The sequence below is a fragment of the Pseudovibrio axinellae genome (assembly GCF_900110875.1).
In the GTDB taxonomy this organism is placed as follows: Bacteria; Pseudomonadota; Alphaproteobacteria; order Rhizobiales; family Stappiaceae; genus Pseudovibrio; species Pseudovibrio axinellae.
This window is the reverse complement of sequence record NZ_FOFM01000002.1, coordinates 523,107-538,730: the sequence shown is the minus strand read 5'-3', so window position 1 is coordinate 538,730 and position 15,624 is coordinate 523,107. Positions and strand designations below refer to the sequence as shown.

Annotated in this window: 17 protein-coding genes; 3 read left to right on the top strand and 14 right to left on the bottom strand. The window is 49.7% G+C overall.

From position 1 onward, the window contains the following. Positions 1-41: 41 nt before the first annotated feature. The 6 genes from sucD to BMZ51_RS07410 all read right to left on the bottom strand — a co-directional run bounded on the left by sucD (position 42) and on the right by BMZ51_RS07410 (position 5,984). Entirely contained in the window at positions 42-965 is a 924-nt protein-coding gene (sucD, locus tag BMZ51_RS07435) for a succinate--CoA ligase subunit alpha (protein ID WP_068004356.1), read from the bottom strand. Then, on the bottom strand, positions 965-2,164 hold the full coding sequence (sucC, locus tag BMZ51_RS07430; RefSeq protein WP_068004358.1) for an ADP-forming succinate--CoA ligase subunit beta: 1,200 nt from the start codon (positions 2,162-2,164) through the stop codon (positions 965-967). The genes sucD and sucC overlap by 1 nt, the downstream gene beginning before the upstream one ends. 90 nt (positions 2,165-2,254) lie before the next feature. Beyond that, positions 2,255-3,217 (bottom strand): malate dehydrogenase, encoded by a 963-nt coding sequence (gene mdh / locus BMZ51_RS07425; protein ID WP_068004361.1) that lies wholly within the window; start codon positions 3,215-3,217, stop codon positions 2,255-2,257. A gap of 194 nt (positions 3,218-3,411) precedes the next feature. Next, complete coding sequence (zapE, locus tag BMZ51_RS07420; RefSeq protein ID WP_068004364.1) at positions 3,412-4,563, bottom strand: cell division protein ZapE; 1,152 nt, start codon at positions 4,561-4,563, stop codon at positions 3,412-3,414. 234 nt (positions 4,564-4,797) lie between these two features. After that, a complete protein-coding gene (locus BMZ51_RS07415; protein ID WP_068004367.1) occupies positions 4,798-5,337 on the bottom strand; it encodes an AprI/Inh family metalloprotease inhibitor in 540 nt (179 codons plus the stop codon). Positions 5,338-5,525: 188 nt separating this feature from the next. Then, positions 5,526-5,984: an arsenate-mycothiol transferase ArsC gene (locus tag BMZ51_RS07410; protein ID WP_068004369.1), complete on the bottom strand. Its 459-nt coding sequence runs from the start codon at positions 5,982-5,984 to the stop codon at positions 5,526-5,528. A gap of 263 nt (positions 5,985-6,247) precedes the next feature. Between BMZ51_RS07410 and BMZ51_RS07405 the strand changes: the two genes are divergently transcribed. After that, the gene (locus BMZ51_RS07405; RefSeq protein WP_068004373.1) at positions 6,248-6,625 is read left to right on the top strand and encodes an MAPEG family protein; all 378 of its coding nucleotides are present in this window, start codon (positions 6,248-6,250) and stop codon (positions 6,623-6,625) included. A gap of 144 nt (positions 6,626-6,769) precedes the next feature. Here BMZ51_RS07405 and BMZ51_RS07400 read toward each other — a convergent pair whose 3' ends face one another. After that, positions 6,770-7,594: a DNA polymerase beta superfamily protein gene (locus tag BMZ51_RS07400; protein WP_208979342.1), complete on the bottom strand. Its 825-nt coding sequence runs from the start codon at positions 7,592-7,594 to the stop codon at positions 6,770-6,772. 138 nt (positions 7,595-7,732) lie between these two features. After that, entirely contained in the window at positions 7,733-8,086 is a 354-nt protein-coding gene (locus BMZ51_RS07395; protein WP_068004379.1) for a carboxymuconolactone decarboxylase family protein, read from the bottom strand. 209 nt (positions 8,087-8,295) lie between these two features. Here BMZ51_RS07395 and BMZ51_RS07390 point away from each other — a divergent pair, with 209 nt between their 5' ends. Together BMZ51_RS07390 and BMZ51_RS07385 are read left to right on the top strand one after the other, a co-directional pair. Further along, positions 8,296-8,895 (top strand): TetR/AcrR family transcriptional regulator, encoded by a 600-nt coding sequence (locus BMZ51_RS07390; protein WP_068004382.1) that lies wholly within the window; start codon positions 8,296-8,298, stop codon positions 8,893-8,895. 248 nt (positions 8,896-9,143) lie between these two features. Further along, the gene (locus tag BMZ51_RS07385; protein ID WP_068004384.1) at positions 9,144-9,830 is read left to right on the top strand and encodes an outer membrane protein; all 687 of its coding nucleotides are present in this window, start codon (positions 9,144-9,146) and stop codon (positions 9,828-9,830) included. A 78-nt stretch (positions 9,831-9,908) separates the two neighbouring features. Here BMZ51_RS07385 and BMZ51_RS07380 read toward each other — a convergent pair whose 3' ends face one another. From BMZ51_RS07380 to BMZ51_RS07355, 6 genes are all read right to left on the bottom strand, one after another. After that, positions 9,909-10,691 carry a succinate dehydrogenase iron-sulfur subunit gene (locus tag BMZ51_RS07380; RefSeq protein ID WP_068004387.1) on the bottom strand — a complete coding sequence of 261 codons (783 nt, stop codon included), beginning with the start codon at positions 10,689-10,691 and terminating at the stop codon, positions 9,909-9,911. A 25-nt stretch (positions 10,692-10,716) separates the two neighbouring features. Then, positions 10,717-12,582: a succinate dehydrogenase flavoprotein subunit gene (gene sdhA, locus BMZ51_RS07375; protein ID WP_068004390.1), complete on the bottom strand. Its 1,866-nt coding sequence runs from the start codon at positions 12,580-12,582 to the stop codon at positions 10,717-10,719. A 5-nt stretch (positions 12,583-12,587) separates the two neighbouring features. Next, the gene (gene sdhD, locus BMZ51_RS07370; protein WP_068004392.1) at positions 12,588-12,971 is read right to left on the bottom strand and encodes a succinate dehydrogenase, hydrophobic membrane anchor protein; all 384 of its coding nucleotides are present in this window, start codon (positions 12,969-12,971) and stop codon (positions 12,588-12,590) included. Positions 12,972-12,981: 10 nt separating this feature from the next. Next, entirely contained in the window at positions 12,982-13,380 is a 399-nt protein-coding gene (gene sdhC / locus BMZ51_RS07365) for a succinate dehydrogenase, cytochrome b556 subunit (RefSeq protein ID WP_068004395.1), read from the bottom strand. Positions 13,381-14,560: 1,180 nt separating this feature from the next. Next, positions 14,561-14,827, bottom strand: a complete 267-nt coding sequence (locus BMZ51_RS24280; protein WP_208979341.1) for a hypothetical protein — start codon at positions 14,825-14,827, stop codon at positions 14,561-14,563. A 37-nt stretch (positions 14,828-14,864) separates the two neighbouring features. Continuing rightward, positions 14,865-15,539, bottom strand: coding sequence for a sulfate transporter family protein (locus tag BMZ51_RS07355; protein ID WP_068004398.1), 675 nt, complete (start codon positions 15,537-15,539; stop codon positions 14,865-14,867). Between the last annotated feature and the right edge of the window lie 85 nt (positions 15,540-15,624).

The following is a 15,624-nucleotide window of genomic DNA, read 5'->3' as shown; positions in this document are numbered from 1 at the left end:
GCCCGATGAGTATGCCCCTGAAAAGTATAAGGGGCGTTAGCTTAGGCGCCCTGCTTCAGCTCTTGAAGAAGAGCTACAAGGGTTTTGCCAAGCTTAGCAGGAGATGGAGAGACGCGGATACCCGCTGCTTCCATAGCTGCAATCTTGTCATCAGCTCCGCCTTTACCACCAGAGATCACAGCACCTGCGTGACCCATGGTACGGCCTGGAGGCGCTGTACGACCTGCGATGAAACCAACCATTGGCTTGGAACGGCCTTTTTTAGCCTGCTCCTGGAGCCATTCAGCTGCTTCTTCTTCTGCAGAACCGCCGATTTCACCAATCATGATGATGGATTCTGTTTCTGGATCGTCCAGGAACATATCCAGCATATCGATGAACTCAGTGCCTTTTACAGGGTCACCACCGATACCTACTGCAGTGGACTGGCCGAGGCCTTCCTGCGAGGTCTGGAAGACTGCTTCATAAGTAAGTGTACCTGAACGGGAAACAATACCTACGGAGCCCTTCTTGAAGATGGAGCCTGGCATGATGCCGATCTTGCACTGTTCAGGAGTGAGAACGCCTGGGCAGTTTGGACCAAGAAGACGGCTGTCGGATGCATCAAGGCGCGCTTTTACCTTCACCATGTCTGCAACCGGGATACCCTCGGTGATACAAACAATGAAAGGAATGCCAGCATCAATTGCTTCGATGATTGCTGCGCCCGCACCTGCTGGTGGAACGTAAACAACAGAAGCGTTTGCGCCGGTTGCATCTTTTGCTTCTTTCACAGAAGCGTAGATTGGCAGTTCAGCGGCACCTTCGATGCCGGAAGACCAGGTTTCGCCACCCTTTTTAGGGTGCACACCAGCAACCATCATGGTGCCGTAGTATGCGAGTGCCTGTTCAGTGTGGAAAGTACCGGTTTTACCGGTCAGACCCTGAACGATGACTTTTGTGTCTTTATTTACGAGGATGGACATTATGCGACCTCCTTCACTGCAGCCACGATTTTCTGAGCTGCATCGTCGAGATCGTCAGCAGGAATAACATTCATGCCGCTTTCGCTAATGATCTTTTTGCCAAGTTCAACGTTGGTGCCTTCGAGGCGCACAACGAGAGGAACCTGAAGGCCAACTTCTTTAACAGCAGCCAGAACGCCTTCTGCGATCACATCACAGCGCATGATGCCGCCGAAGATGTTAACCAGAATGCCCTGTACGTTTGGATCGGAAGTGATGATCTTGAACGCAGAGGTTACTTTCTCTTTGGTAGCACCGCCACCAACGTCGAGGAAGTTTGCAGGCTCAGCACCGTAGAGTTTGATGATGTCCATAGTGGCCATCGCAAGACCTGCACCGTTCACCATGCAGCCGATGTTACCTTCAAGAGCGACGTATGCGAGGTCGTGCTTGGAAGCTTCGATCTCTTTTTCGTCTTCTTCGGTCTTATCGCGCAGGGCAACAATGTCTTCGTGGCGGAACAGAGCGTTGCCGTCGAAGGATACTTTTGCATCCAGAACGCGCAAACGACCGTTTTCCATAACGATCAGCGGGTTGATTTCCAGAAGCGCCATATCCTTTTCTACAAATGCTTTGTAGAGGATCGGGAACAGCTTCATGCCATCAGCGCGTGCTTCGCCTTCCAGCTTCAGCGTATCGCAGAGAGCAGATGCTTTGTTCTCGGTCACGCCCTGAAGCGGATCGATTGGCAGAGTGAGGATCAGCTCAGGCGTGTTGTGCGCGACTTCCTCAATATCCATGCCGCCTTCGGTGGATGCTACGAAAGCAACCTGACCACATGTGCGGTCAACGAGCAGGGAGAGGTAGAGTTCGCGGTCAATGTCTGCGCCATCTTCGATGTAAAGACGGTTTACGACTTTACCAGCATCACCCGTTTGAGCTGTCACCAACGTGTTGCCGAGCATGTCAGCAGAGTGGGACTTAACTTCATCCAGAGTAAATGCAAGGCGAACGCCGCCTTTTGCTTCTGGGCCGAGTTCTTTGAACTTACCCTTACCGCGACCACCTGCGTGGATCTGAGACTTCACAACCCACAGTGGGCCTGGAAGGCTTTTCGCAGCAGCTTCAGCTTCATCAGCGGAGAAAATTGCAACACCTTCAGCAACAGGTGCGCCGTATTCCTTCAGGACCTGTTTGGCCTGGTATTCATGTATGTTCATCTGCCCTTCCCATTTCCAAGGGGCCCTGCAACCAGGGTGCTCGACTGGCAGCAGCTTGCTGCCAGCCTTTCAGATCAAAGCTTGCCTGGCTTATGCCAGAGCAGGCTGGATTTTTTTACAAGCGTCAACAAGGCCGTTTACGGAAGCAACGGATTTGTCGAACATCGCTTTTTCATCGCTATTGAGGTCAATTTCAATGATACGTTCGATGCCGTTTTCGCCAATCACAGTTGGCACGCCCAGGTACATGTCTTTCTGGCCGTACTGGCCATCAAGGTATGCAGCACATGGAAGTACGCGCTTTTTGTCTTTGAGGTAGCTCTCTGCCATTGCAATAGCTGAGGCAGCTGGTGCGTAGAATGCGGAACCAGTTTTCAGAAGACCAACGATCTCTGCGCCACCATCACGGGTGCGCTGAACGATTTCTTCGAGACGCTCTGCAGTAAGCCAGCCCATTTTCACCAGATCGGTGAGTGGAACACCAGCAACAGTGGAGTAGCGTGTCAGCGGAACCATTGTATCGCCGTGACCGCCAAGAACGAATGCGGTTACGTCTTCTACAGACACTTTGAATTCTTCAGCAAGGAAGTAACGGAAGCGGGAGCTATCCAGAACACCGGCCATGCCAACAACTTTGTTTGCTGGAAGACCAGAGAACTTCTGCAAAGCCCAAACCATCGCGTCGAGCGGGTTGGTGATGCAGATTACGAATGCGTCTGGTGCGTACTTCTTAATGCCAGCGCCAACCTGCTCCATAACCTTCAGGTTAATTTCAAGCAGATCATCACGGCTCATGCCAGGTTTACGAGGAACACCTGCAGTCACGATGACGACATCCGAACCAGCGATGCCTTCATAAGTGTTTGTGCCAGACAGACCAGAGTCAAAGCCGTCAACTGGAGAAGATTCTGCCAAATCCAAAGCTTTGCCCTGAGGCATACCTTCAGCGATGTCGAACAGAACGATATCACCCAGTTCTTTCAGACCAGCAAGGTGTGCAAGTGTGCCACCAATTTGACCAGATCCAATCAAAGCAATCTTGTTGCGCGCCATGAGGAGCTCCCCTTTACGTAACATAGAACCATGATATATGGTGCCTATTTGTCGCAGTGGGTAACGGTTTTGACGCATGCGCGCAACCCAAATGAAGCACACATCGGCGTTATTTTCCCTAAAAAGACGTTTTTTTAGCAGTTTAGATGAGCTCTCAATACGTCATTTCTGAAAAAATTGTAATTTTTTCAATTTTAGGTATTCGACTCACCTAAAACATACTCTCGGGAGCGCATTTCAATCAGGCGCGAGGCTGTACGATCAAACTCAAACGCCTCTGTTCCAGAGGACGCTACATACAGGTTTTGCGGCTGTGCTTCTGCCTGAATCACCAAGTGGACATGGTTGTCATAGAGCGTATCAATGAGATTGATAAATCGTTTTGCTTCGTTTCGGCGTGCCTTATCCATCACCGGAACATCTTCGAGGAAAACTGTGTTGAAAGCATGTGTAATACGCAGATAATCGGATGGTCCGAGCGGGGTGCAGCACAATTCTTGAAATGTGAACCACGCAATCGCGCTACAGGTCCGGCTAACAGGGATTTTTCGCCCCTTATTCTCCAATTCAACAAGGTGACATTGGAGACCGTAGGTCATACTGTCCCACAGTTTCTCCATCCGATGCAGGCTATCAGGCGCGATTGGCGTCAGGTATGTGTCTGAGCCCGACAGCTTCTCCAGCCGGTAATCTGTTGGTGCATCAAGGTGCAGGACATCCACTCGTTCATTCAGTGAGCGAAGAAACGGCAGGATGTGGTCGCGGTTCAGTCCGTCCTTATACAGTTCATCTGGCACCACATTGGATGTGCAGACCAAGACGACGCCAGCTTCAAACAGCTTACTGAACAGACGGCCCAGTAGCATCGCATCGGCAATATCGGTTACAGTGAACTCATCAAAGCAAAGAAGACGTGTGTCTTTCGCGATTTCTTCGGCAATCGGAATAATTGGGTCGCGGTCTTTGATCGTTCCAGCGCTTACCTGCTTACGCACCATAAATACCCGGTCATGGATTTCCTCCATAAACTCGTGAAAGTGCAAACGTCGCTTTTTGGGTTCAGGGCTCAGATCATAAAACAGGTCCATCAGCATGGTTTTGCCACGCCCGACAGAGCCCCACACGTACAACCCCTTTACGAAATCCTGATCGTCCTTGCCCTTGCCGAATAAACGGCCTAACAACCCTTTTTTCTCGTCGGGTTTACGTTCAACCAATTTGGCCGTTAGAGCATCAAGGCGCTTGGCCACCTCGACCTGCACCGGGTCAACATCCAGATCGCCGCGTGTGACCATTGCATTATATTGGGCCAGCACCGAGGTTGGGTTTGATGAGTGATCAAGCACGGGGGTTATATTCCTCAAACTGGATTTCCGTAAAGGAGATCTCACATTCCGATATGCCTTAGTGTCCATGGCATAAAGGAGAGCCCCACCCAGAAGCAAGTACTATGAGGGATATAAGTAAAACCACAACATCGCCTAAAGGCGACACATACAATTGATGTTGGTGCAAACGCAAAAAGCGCTGCGCCTTAATGCAGCGCAACGCTTGTCGTTATTTTGTAGGCTCAGCTTCTCTTAACGCGCGAACGAAATAGAAGAGCCGTTTGAGGTCTGACCAGCGAAATTGGTTCCGGCGCCTGAAAGGGTTGCAACATTGCTGCCGCCAGCGTCCTTCAGAACCACGTTACTGCCATTCAAATTCCATGCGGAGATCTGAGAGAGGGTCGAATCGCTACATCCACGCGTATTCGCGCGGTATCCACCACTCCACTTGGTCAGCGTCATAAAGAGCTTACAGTTGTCACCACCAGAAGAGACGCTCCAACCGCCAAGCAAATCAGTACGACCAACAGAGCCGCCTGTCGCATTTACGTTAGGAGCAGGTGGTGCAGAAACAACCTGTGAATTGGCGTTCGCATCTTGACCATCAACCAGAATCTGACCTTCGGAACCAGGCTGACCAGGAATGATCGGCGACAGGGTCTGGCCATCAATCGGCGAGATCGGGGAAGCGGGCAACGGAGAGACATAGCTACGGGTATAAGTCGTCCGTTGGCACGCCATCGTGGAGAGTGCAATTACAGAAACAAGCGCAATCGTTAAACTACGATTCATAGTGGTGTCATCCCGGCCTTGTGAACTAAGGCGTATTAACCATAAAGACCTTAAGAAACTGCCCCTAAAACAAGGCAGGTGGAAGGTTTACCCCTAAAAATAATTTGAGTTTCCCACTGAAACCCCTATTTCCTAGGGGAAATCAGCAAAAAACAGTCTTGTCTGATAGATCTTCAGCTCGCTTAAACCTAGCAAGCTGCCCGCCAACTCAGAGAATCACCAGAGAAAACCTTTGATGAGAGCGCTAAGTCTATAGATTCTTTGATCTTGCGAAATGCATCGGTCGCCTCTTTTATGTTCCGAGGCATATTATCATCTATACAAATGTGCCAGTTCAACTTGGCTGCTCGCCCCGGCCATATCGGTTGCTTGTCAAGCAGTGAACTTGGCTGCAGGCTTATTACGAAATCAGGTTGCGGCGCTTGCGGCAGCGAAAAGATTGTCCAGGCTTTAGGGTGAAGCCCTGCCTCTTCCATTCCGTTTTTGAAGAGGACCTTTTTAGTCAGCGCAGGCATATCCTCCCTTGGCAGCGGCCCACCAGAAAAGGCCCTCAATTCACCCATAGAGGTCTTGTTCAGGTAGGCCTCAGCAATCAGGCTGAGAAACGAGTTATCTACGCATACGAATAGTATATTTGCCATAGTCATGGGCACACCTCCAGTGGAGCGCCGGACACTGTCCAGTCATTCGGTGTCGCTCAGTTCCAGCACTTAATAGTGCCCTTTTTCTTCGGATAGATGACACTCGAACGGCGCATTCAAATTAGCCACGATCTGATTGCGAAAAGGAGAAGCCCGGATGCGGAGTTATACGCATGCACGACTTCCATTATAGTTGAAATCAGTTCAACTTAATTCCGGTCGGTTGTATAAGAGCCTCGGTTTTTCTGATTTTATTTGGAGATTACACAATGCCTTTTCCTTTATGGACAATTCTGATTGCGGGTTTGCTGCCATGGATTTCCGTTCTTCCTGCTAAATTTTCTCGCGACTTCAACAATTCCAATCCAAGAGATCCTGCCTATTGGAAAGAAGGGTTTCGCTTGCGTGCTCGTTCGGCAGAACTGAACGCTCTTGAAGCCTTCCCTCTGTATGCAGTGTCTGTTCTGGTCGCTACCGCCTATGGCGGCGACCCTATCTGGATCGAAAAGCTGTGCGGTCTGTTCATCGCAATTCGCGTGTTGTACATCGTCTGCTACTGGCTTGACCGGGCCTCCCTGCGTTCCATTGTTTGGTTTATTGGACTGGTTTGTTCAGTCGCGCTTTTAACGTCGCCGGCGTGGTCATAGCAGCAACTTGGGAACCTCAATATCCCCGCGATTTCAAGGTATTGTTGGGAGAGTGGTAAATAGAATTGTGCCGAAAACGGCGCAATTAGGCTATTTCTGTCAAAGTTCAATTAGGGAAAATAAACTGAGGCCCATGTGAGCCCTTCAGTTTTTGGGGGCGACAGCCCATTTCAGGAAGAATCTATCCGCTAGTGCAGCCGTTTCCTGTGTAAACGGCTTGCGCCGGCGTGACAGCAGTGCGGGGCCCGCTTCCAGTTCAGACAGGATCAAATCGTTGATCGCGCCTGCTGGGCGAACAACGTCCTTAATCAAGCCTGCTTCACTCCGCTCAACCAGCTCTTCGATTTCGCCGCGCAATACCGGGCGAATGAACGTGGCTTCTGAAAGGTCACTCAGACGAGATGGTGGGACGCCTTGATAGCGATTTTGATTGTACCAGCGTAAAACCATGGATGAACGGATCAGGTCATATAAGCGCTCTGGGACGATCTCGCTCAGCGCAACTCCATCAAACCTATGCTTCTGACGCTCCAGCCGAGAGTAGTGATAAAGCGCAAAACGCACGGGATCACAATGCTCAAGAGCGAATGAAATAAGGGAGTTAGGGAATTCATCATGCCCGGCGAACGGGTGTTTCAACTGAACCCAATCAAGTGGTTCAGGGTTGCCTTTTAGCAAAGCAATGAGTGTCTTTTTCAGATCCCAGCCAGATACATTTGCAGCGACATTTACATCAACTTCAACCGTCTCTTCAGCAGGAAATAGCGATAGATAATGCTCAATCGAGCGAATATAGATGAAGCGGCAATCAGCATAGGATGCTTCGGGCTTTTTGTTCAGATACAGGTGTGAAAGATCGCCCGCGTGTAAAACACGCAGATTACTGTCGTTTTCCAACACACGAAAGCTCTTTTCCAGCTCAAAAAAAACTGTAGAGCTATCTGACCCGATCTGTGAAGGTGCACCCACCAATATTGCCTAACCTGAAATCAAAGAGGCTTCCCCTCGTTGCACTTACCCTTGAACGCAATTCAGGGCAAGTGCAACGACGTAGTTTGCTCGCAAGCTTTTGCTTTTTCAATGACACAGTCAGGGCGGTGCGGCGTGCTATTTTTCGTCTTCTAAAAGGGCATCAAATGCGCTGAGTGCTTCAGCTGCATACATGAGGCTTGGGCCTCCGCCCATGTAAACGGCCACACCGAGCGCCTCCATGACTTCCTCACGCGTTGCGCCATACTTGATACAGGCCTTTGCATGGTACCCCAAACAAGCATCACAACGCGCAGCCACGCCAATTGCGAGAGCGATCAGCTCTTTTGTTTTGGACTCAAGAGCACCAGTTCCAATCGCCCCCTTTGCAATTTCGCTAAACCCCTTCATGACGCCGGGAATTCCTGGTCTTAGCTCGGCAATTCGTCCGTCAGTTTGTTTCAGAAAGTCTTGCCAGTTTTCGACAGCCATGCTTTGGCTCCTTTTGTATTAGATATTTCTAATATTGCTAAATCGCCGAGAACCAGCAATGACAAAAATCAAATAGCAAGTGCTTAATAGCCTAAAATCATTCGTGTTTTGCCTAATACACCGTCAAATTAGAGGCCTGCATCATTGCATTTTCTACTGAGTTATGGTTTCTGAAGAAACTCTCGTTTTTTCACTTTTGGAAGTTAAAAATGTCCATCGCAGAAATTTTGACTGCAAAGGGCCGCGCTGCAGACCTACTCAGCGCAGCCCGGGCCGCGTTCCTTTCTCAAGGCTATAAAAAAACCTCTGTTGCGGAAATTGCAGAGGCCTCAGAAATCTCGATGGCGCATATCTATAATTTTTACCCGAGCAAGATCGATCTTGCTTGCGCTGTCGTTGCTGCTGAGGTTGTGAAGCTGGTCGCCCGCCTTGAGACAATAACAGACCCCAATGCAAGCGCGTCTGCACGCCTGAGTAAGTTCCTCCTGATGGAGTTTGAAGAAACCTACCGACTGCTTGAGCTTAATCGAGGTCTTGCCGATTGCCTGCAAGTGGTGGAACGTAAACGCCCACAAGACTACGAAGAGCTGTTTCGCTTCGTCCGCCAGCCGATACACACGATCTTACACTCAGGAAATCTTGCAGAAGAGTTCGATCTCAGAGAGGTGCGCCAAGTGGCTCGGCATATCCATGCAGCTACGACCAAGTTCCGCTTTCCTCAGCTACACAGCGCGGAACCCCATGAGATTCAACGCAAAGAATGCGTCGGCGTGATCAAACTGATTTTACGGGGCGTCGAAAAGCGCTAAAGAATCGCTGAATTTTCGTAAACGCGCAGTTGGCTTCTTAGTGGTTTCGTAGGAATTACAGTTTTTCCGTAGTAACTATTCGGAAATAGCGCCTTATTGCCTGTCACTTCTGATTAGCTTTAAGGAAAATTTTCCTTTTTAAAATCAAGTATTTATAAAGAACACGGTTCTAAACTCATTTACATCAAGTTATCTATCACGTCTGAATTTTTAGCCGTGTCATCCTCTTGCGTATTTTGGGGGAACCAATGAGTCGCTTTAGAGTATTTGCGTTTGCGGTATTGGGGTTACTCGGCTTCAGCAGCCATTCCTACGCCGCTGATTACCCGCCCGGCGTCGAGGTGGACGAGTCCTATGACGTTTACGAGGAAGAGCTTGTAGACGGGCTTATCGACCCACCCGAGTATGACTGGGAGGGGTTTTACCTTGGCGTACAGGGCGGCTGGGCCCGCCTTCATGGCACCAACCGCTTTAACAACAGTGGCACGCAGTATAACGGTGGCACAGTTGGTCTTTACGGTGGTTACAACCACATCTATCAAAACATTCTTATCGGAATTGAGGGTGAAGGCGCTTACTGGGGCTTTGGCGAAGACTCCCGTGATCAAATGGCTTTACGCTCAGACTATTTTGCCGCTCTAAAAGTCCGCGCCGGACTCACCTACGACTGGTTTATGGCCTATGTCACAGGTGGGGCAGCGTTTTCGACCTTCCGCGTCACCAATCCAAACTTCGGGCCAGGCTCTGACAGCAGAACGATGGCGGGTTATGTTGGCGGTGCAGGGGTTGAAATGTTTGTCACTCACAACATTATTGTGCGACTGGACTACGAGCGGATTGTGTTTCCCGGTCGCAGCTTCGTCGTTGGCGGCACACGTTTCAAGGAAGACATCGACAGCGACGCGATCAGGATCGGTGTTTCCTACAAGTTCTAATGGTTTTGTACTGGAATGAAAAAAGCCGCCCCATTTCATGGGGGCGGCTTTTTCGCAGTTCAGTCAGCAGTTCGCGATTTATACGCGGCGCTCTACCATCATCTTTTTGATCTCGGCGATTGCCTTTGCAGGGTTCAGACCCTTTGGACATGCTTGCGAGCAGTTCATGATGGTGTGACAACGATAGAGACGGAATGGATCTTCAAGATTATCCAAACGTTCACCAGTTGCTTCATCACGGCTATCGATCAACCAGCGGTACGCCTGCAAAAGGACTGCAGGACCGAGGTAACGATCGCCGTTCCACCAGTAACTTGGGCAAGAGGTGGAGCAGCATGCACACAAGATGCACTCGTAAAGACCGTCCAATTTCTGGCGATCTTCATGGGACTGCAGCCATTCTTTTTCAGGCGCAGGTGTTGTGGTTTTCAACCATGGCTCAATAGAGCGATGTTGCGCGTAGAAACGCGTCAGATCCGGCACAAGATCCTTCACAACAGGCATGTGCGGCAGAGGGTAGATTTTGACGATCTCGTTTGAGCATTCGTCAGCACCCTTTGTACATGCCAGCGTGTTGGTTCCATCGATATTCATCGCACAAGAACCACAGATTCCTTCACGACAAGAACGACGGAAGGTCAGAGTTGGATCGACCTTGTCCTTGATGTAGATGAGCGCATCCAGAACCATTGGGCCACAATCGTCAGCATCAACATGATAAGTGTCGATACGTGGATTGCGACCATCGTCCGGCGACCAACGATAGATGCGGTACTCACGGGTATTAGTGGCACCTTCCGGCTTTGGCCAGACTTTACCCTCTCCCATCCGGGAGTTTTTTGGCAGTTTGAATTCAGCCATAACAGTTACTCCAGGTTTCGGCGCCTTAGTAGACGCGGGCTTTCGGTGCGATCTTCTTCATGTCGATGCCGCCTTGTTCAAAGGTGGTCAACGGCTCAAGAACAACCGGACGGTAGCTCAAAGTCACCTTACCATCCTCAGAGAGGTGGGAGATGGTGTGCTTACGCCACTCTTCATCATTACGACCATCGAAAGGACCGTCCTTGTAATCTTCACGAGCATGCGCACCACGGCTCTCTTTACGCGCTTCAGCTCCGTAAACAGTTGTGATTGCATTTGCCATGAGGTTTTCAAGCTCAAGCGTCTCAACAAGATCAGAGTTCCAGATCATAGAGCTATCTGACACGTGAATGTCTTGCATTTCGCCCCATATCGCGGAGATGCGCTTACAACCCTGCTCCAAGCTCTCCTGTGTACGGAACACAGCAGCGTCTTCCTGCATGGTCTTTTGCATCTTCGAACGCAGCTCGGCCGTTGGGATAGAACCCTTAGCAAAGCGCAACTTATCAAAGCGCGCCATGATCTTCTGAGAGGAAGCTTCGTTTGGCTCTGGAATTGGAGCTTCACGGTCAACAACTTCACCAGCGCGGATCGCAGCGGCACGACCAAATACAACCAGATCGATCAGAGAGTTAGATCCAAGACGGTTTGCACCGTGAACAGATGCACATCCAGCTTCACCAACGGCCATCAGACCCGGCGCGATAGCGTTTGGCTCTTTTTTAGTTGGGTTTAGCACCTCACCCCAATAGTTGGTTGGAATACCACCCATATTGTAGTGAACAGTCGGCAGAACCGGGATTGGATCCTTGGTAACGTCAACACCCGCAAAGATGCGTGCGCTTTCGGAAATACCAGGAAGGCGCTCAGCCAACAAATCAGGATCAAGGTGATCCAGATGCAGGAAGAGGTGGTCTTTGTTTTTGCCAACACCACGACCTTCGCGGATTTCCATCGTCATACAACGGGAGACAACATCACGAGAAGCAAGGTCTTTGGCCGAAGGTGCGTAACGCTCCATAAAGCGCTCGCCTTCGGAGTTTACCAAGTAACCACCTTCACCACGAGCACCCTCAGTAATCAGACAGCCCGAACCGTAGATGCCAGTTGGGTGGAACTGTACGAACTCCATATCCTGCAATGGCAGGCCTGCGCGAGCGACCATTCCGCCACCATCACCTGTACAAGTGTGGGCAGATGTTGCAGAGAAGAACGCACGACCATAGCCGCCAGTTGCCAGCACAACCATCTTCGCAGAGAAGCGATGGATTGTACCGTCATCAAGGTTCCATGCGATAACGCCTTCACACTTGCCATCTTCAGACATAATGAGATCAAGCGCGAAGTACTCGATGAAGAAATCAGCGTTGTGACGCAAAGCTTGACCGTAAAGGGTATGCAAGATCGCATGGCCTGTACGGTCTGCCGCCGCGCAAGTGCGCTGTACTGGAGGACCTTCACCATAGTTCTGCATATGCCCGCCGAACGGACGCTGGTAAATTTTACCTTCTTCCGTGCGAGAGAATGGCACACCGTAGTGCTCCAGCTCATATACTGCCTTTGGAGCTTCACGGACGAGGTATTCCATCGCGTCCGTATCGCCCAGCCAGTCAGAGCCTTTTACAGTGTCATACATATGCCACTGCCAGCAATCTGGCGTCATGTTTTTCAAGCTGGCTGCGATACCACCCTGCGCTGCAACTGTGTGCGAGCGGGTCGGAAACACCTTGGAGATACAAGCTGTTTTGAGACCTTGCTCTGCCATACCGAGCGTTGCCCGAAGGCCAGCGCCACCAGCACCAACGACCACAACGTCAAACTTGTGGTCTACAAACTCATAGGCCTTGCCGCTCTGGCTTGGCGCTGTCGATACACCGGTCTGTTCAACCATCTAGATCAGGCTCCGAAGCTGATTTTAAGCACTGCAACAACAGAAGCGAGTGCGATAATAGAAGCGAAGAATACATTTCCCATAAGAAGAAGGAATTTGAGGCCTTCTGAGTGAACGTAATCTTCGATGATGACTTGCATGCCCAGCTTCATGTGCAGGCAGCCGACCAAGATCACCAAAAGCAGCAAGGTGGAGATGATCGGGTTTGAAAGTGCTTCAGTGAAACTCGCATAATCAGCGCCCTGAAGCGCGATAACGAGGATAACAAAGAAGGAAATAAGAAACACATTTGCGACCGCGGTTAAACGCTGGCGCAAGAAATGCGTTGTACCGTCTTTAGCTGAACCAAGTCCGGTTACCTTTTTGAGCGGAGTGCGCATATCAGTCATTGCTCTCTCCTTAAGCGACGATGAAGCCGATGATCCAAAGGATCACGGTAAGGGCAACAGAACCTACGATCGTCGCGCGAGCCATCCAGTTCGCTGCTGACAAGTCGAAGCCATGGCCCATGTCCCAAATGAAGTGGCGCAGACCGCCAAGCATGTGGTGCACAAGTGCCCAAGTAAAGCCGAAGAGGACCAAACGACCCAAGAATGAGCCGAACACGTCCATTGCAAATTGATAGGATTCAGGACCTGCTGCTGCGCAGACAAGCCAGAATGCCATCAAAATCGTTCCAAAATAAAGCGCCGCCCCGGTGATGCGATGTAGAATGGACATCACCATCGTCACGATCGGCTTATAGATCTGAAGATGGGGCGATAATGGCCGGTTGGCCTTAAGGTCAGCGTTCGCCATAAATCTCTCTCCCGTCCCTGGTTATGGTTACGTTTACGTACGCGTAACAAAACAAGGCATTGTGTCAGGTTCTAATACCTTCAGTTTAAGGGTGCGTCAAAGCATCCTATGCAACTAAATGCTTTTTGTACTAGGTTTGCCCTTAAAATTGGCCAAAATGATTAGATTTTGTAGGGTCAACTGTGTTTTTTCTAACGCACCAAGCTCCAAAAACTGATAGCTTATTATCTTGAATTTTATAGTCATATTTACTTTTCTGAAAATATATAGAATTTTTCAGAAAATCTAACAAATATTATGACGTTAAAGTAAGGTACATTCACTTGAATGAACGCTTCCTACTATCACTATCAATCTAGAGCAGTGTTCTGCTTTTTCCAGTAGAGAGCGGCTGCGGGTTATCCTAGCTCTCAGCCGTTGTGTAATGCTTCTTAAATAGGTTCTGTGAGATGTTGGTGAATATTCTTACTGAAAAGGCTGTCTCTAGCATGCCGCATATCTCTGCTTTCAAGAACACGAAGAATTCGGCCAGCCTGGAAAACCGGCTTTTCACTGCACCGCAATTGACACTGTGACAGCCCCAAGAAGGCAAAAAACTTATTCTCCCTCCTTTACGCCGCTCTACTCTTAATGAGTGCTCACATAAACGGGCAACTGGCAGAACGGCCGTCAGTTAGGTGTGAGCTGGTCGGGGCTACTGAAAGAAATAACGCATCTTTCGGTGGGTTCGTTGAAACACCCCATGAAAGCCAACAGTGCAGAGGCCAAGCGGAAGCTGGTCAACCTGATGGGTGTCGGCACTGGCTGGTCACGATCTTACGTCGTGCTCTGCTCACAATGCCTTTCGGGGATGACCTTGTTTCATACAATAACGCTCGGGTAAGGCGACCAGCCGATGCCGAAGACTCATATTTATATCTCGAAGATGCATTGCTTAGTTCTAACTGTAGGTAAAGGCGCTATAGAGCGTTCTTTCCATGTACCTGACAGTTTTCCCTTTACCTTGCAGGGCAGCTTCCCTTACAGCAGCAAAGTCCAAAAAAGCGTGAAACGCGTCGGAAGCTGGCCTGGGGGGATCTGAGTTTACTTCTCATACAACGCGTTTGTAGCTGTTTGCTTTTGCGAACTGAAACAACTCCTCATATAGAGTACGCGCAATACCCTGTTGGCGTTCAGCCTTTTAAATAACGATACGGTCCACATAGAGGAAGTTGTCGTACTTAGAACAGAACCATTTGAAGTTGATAGAAAAATACTCTCCACTTTGGTCATATGCCACCAAGAGACCTGCTTCATGCCCTGCAACCCGCACATAAATTGCCTTCTCGATCAACTCTGAGAAACCATCTGGCGAAAGTGGCGACAATTCGAGCGCATGTTCCTCATTTAAGGAATGCGCCCAATGCAGATCATCAGCAACAATACCTCTTGCCGCACCCCAACTCATTTCTGAATATTATTCCTATTTATTGGATTATTGCCATTTAGACGGGCAAATTGCGTCGAGTACGAAGCTTTTTGAACATGTGCACCATAAAAATGGTTGCGAACAATGGAGTGATTAAGTTCAAAATTGGGACAGCCAGAACAAAGGCGATAATCAAACCAGCTGCAAACACTGTTCCGCCTTGTGACTTACGAAAGACCTTGGCTTCTTCAGTCGGCATGAAACGCATCGCGACGAACTCAAAATACTCACGTCCGAGCAAGTAGCCGTTGATTAACAGGAAGGCGATCTGTCCAATGCCCGGGATGAAGAAGAGCATAAGAGCGAAAATATTGGCGACGATCACAACCCCCACAAAGCGCAGCGCTGTTACAATGGATTCACCGAGGGGAAGAGCCTTACCGCGTCTGTCATTAGGGTAACTCTGCTCTTCTACCAGATCTGAAATCTGATCCTGATAGAATGCCACGACCATTGCAGAGACCGGAGCGAGCATAAAGCCCAGCCCGATCAAGGCTCCAATACCCGTTACGATGCTGACCGTCGTATCCTGCCAATCTAGTGGCAGGTCTATGAAATAGCCAACAACACCCTGGATCGCGATCCAGACAACGAGCAGGAGAAGAAGGGTAAGCCCCAAAGCCTTAAATAGCAGGCTTCGGAAACTGGGCTCAAAAACTTGTGAAAATGATTTTATTGCTGCCGATAACATATTTTGTGCCGAATTGATGAAAACAGATGGCACTTAGATAAGCATTTGCACCTGCCTGAACAAGAGCTGCCTTGGCTGAATACAA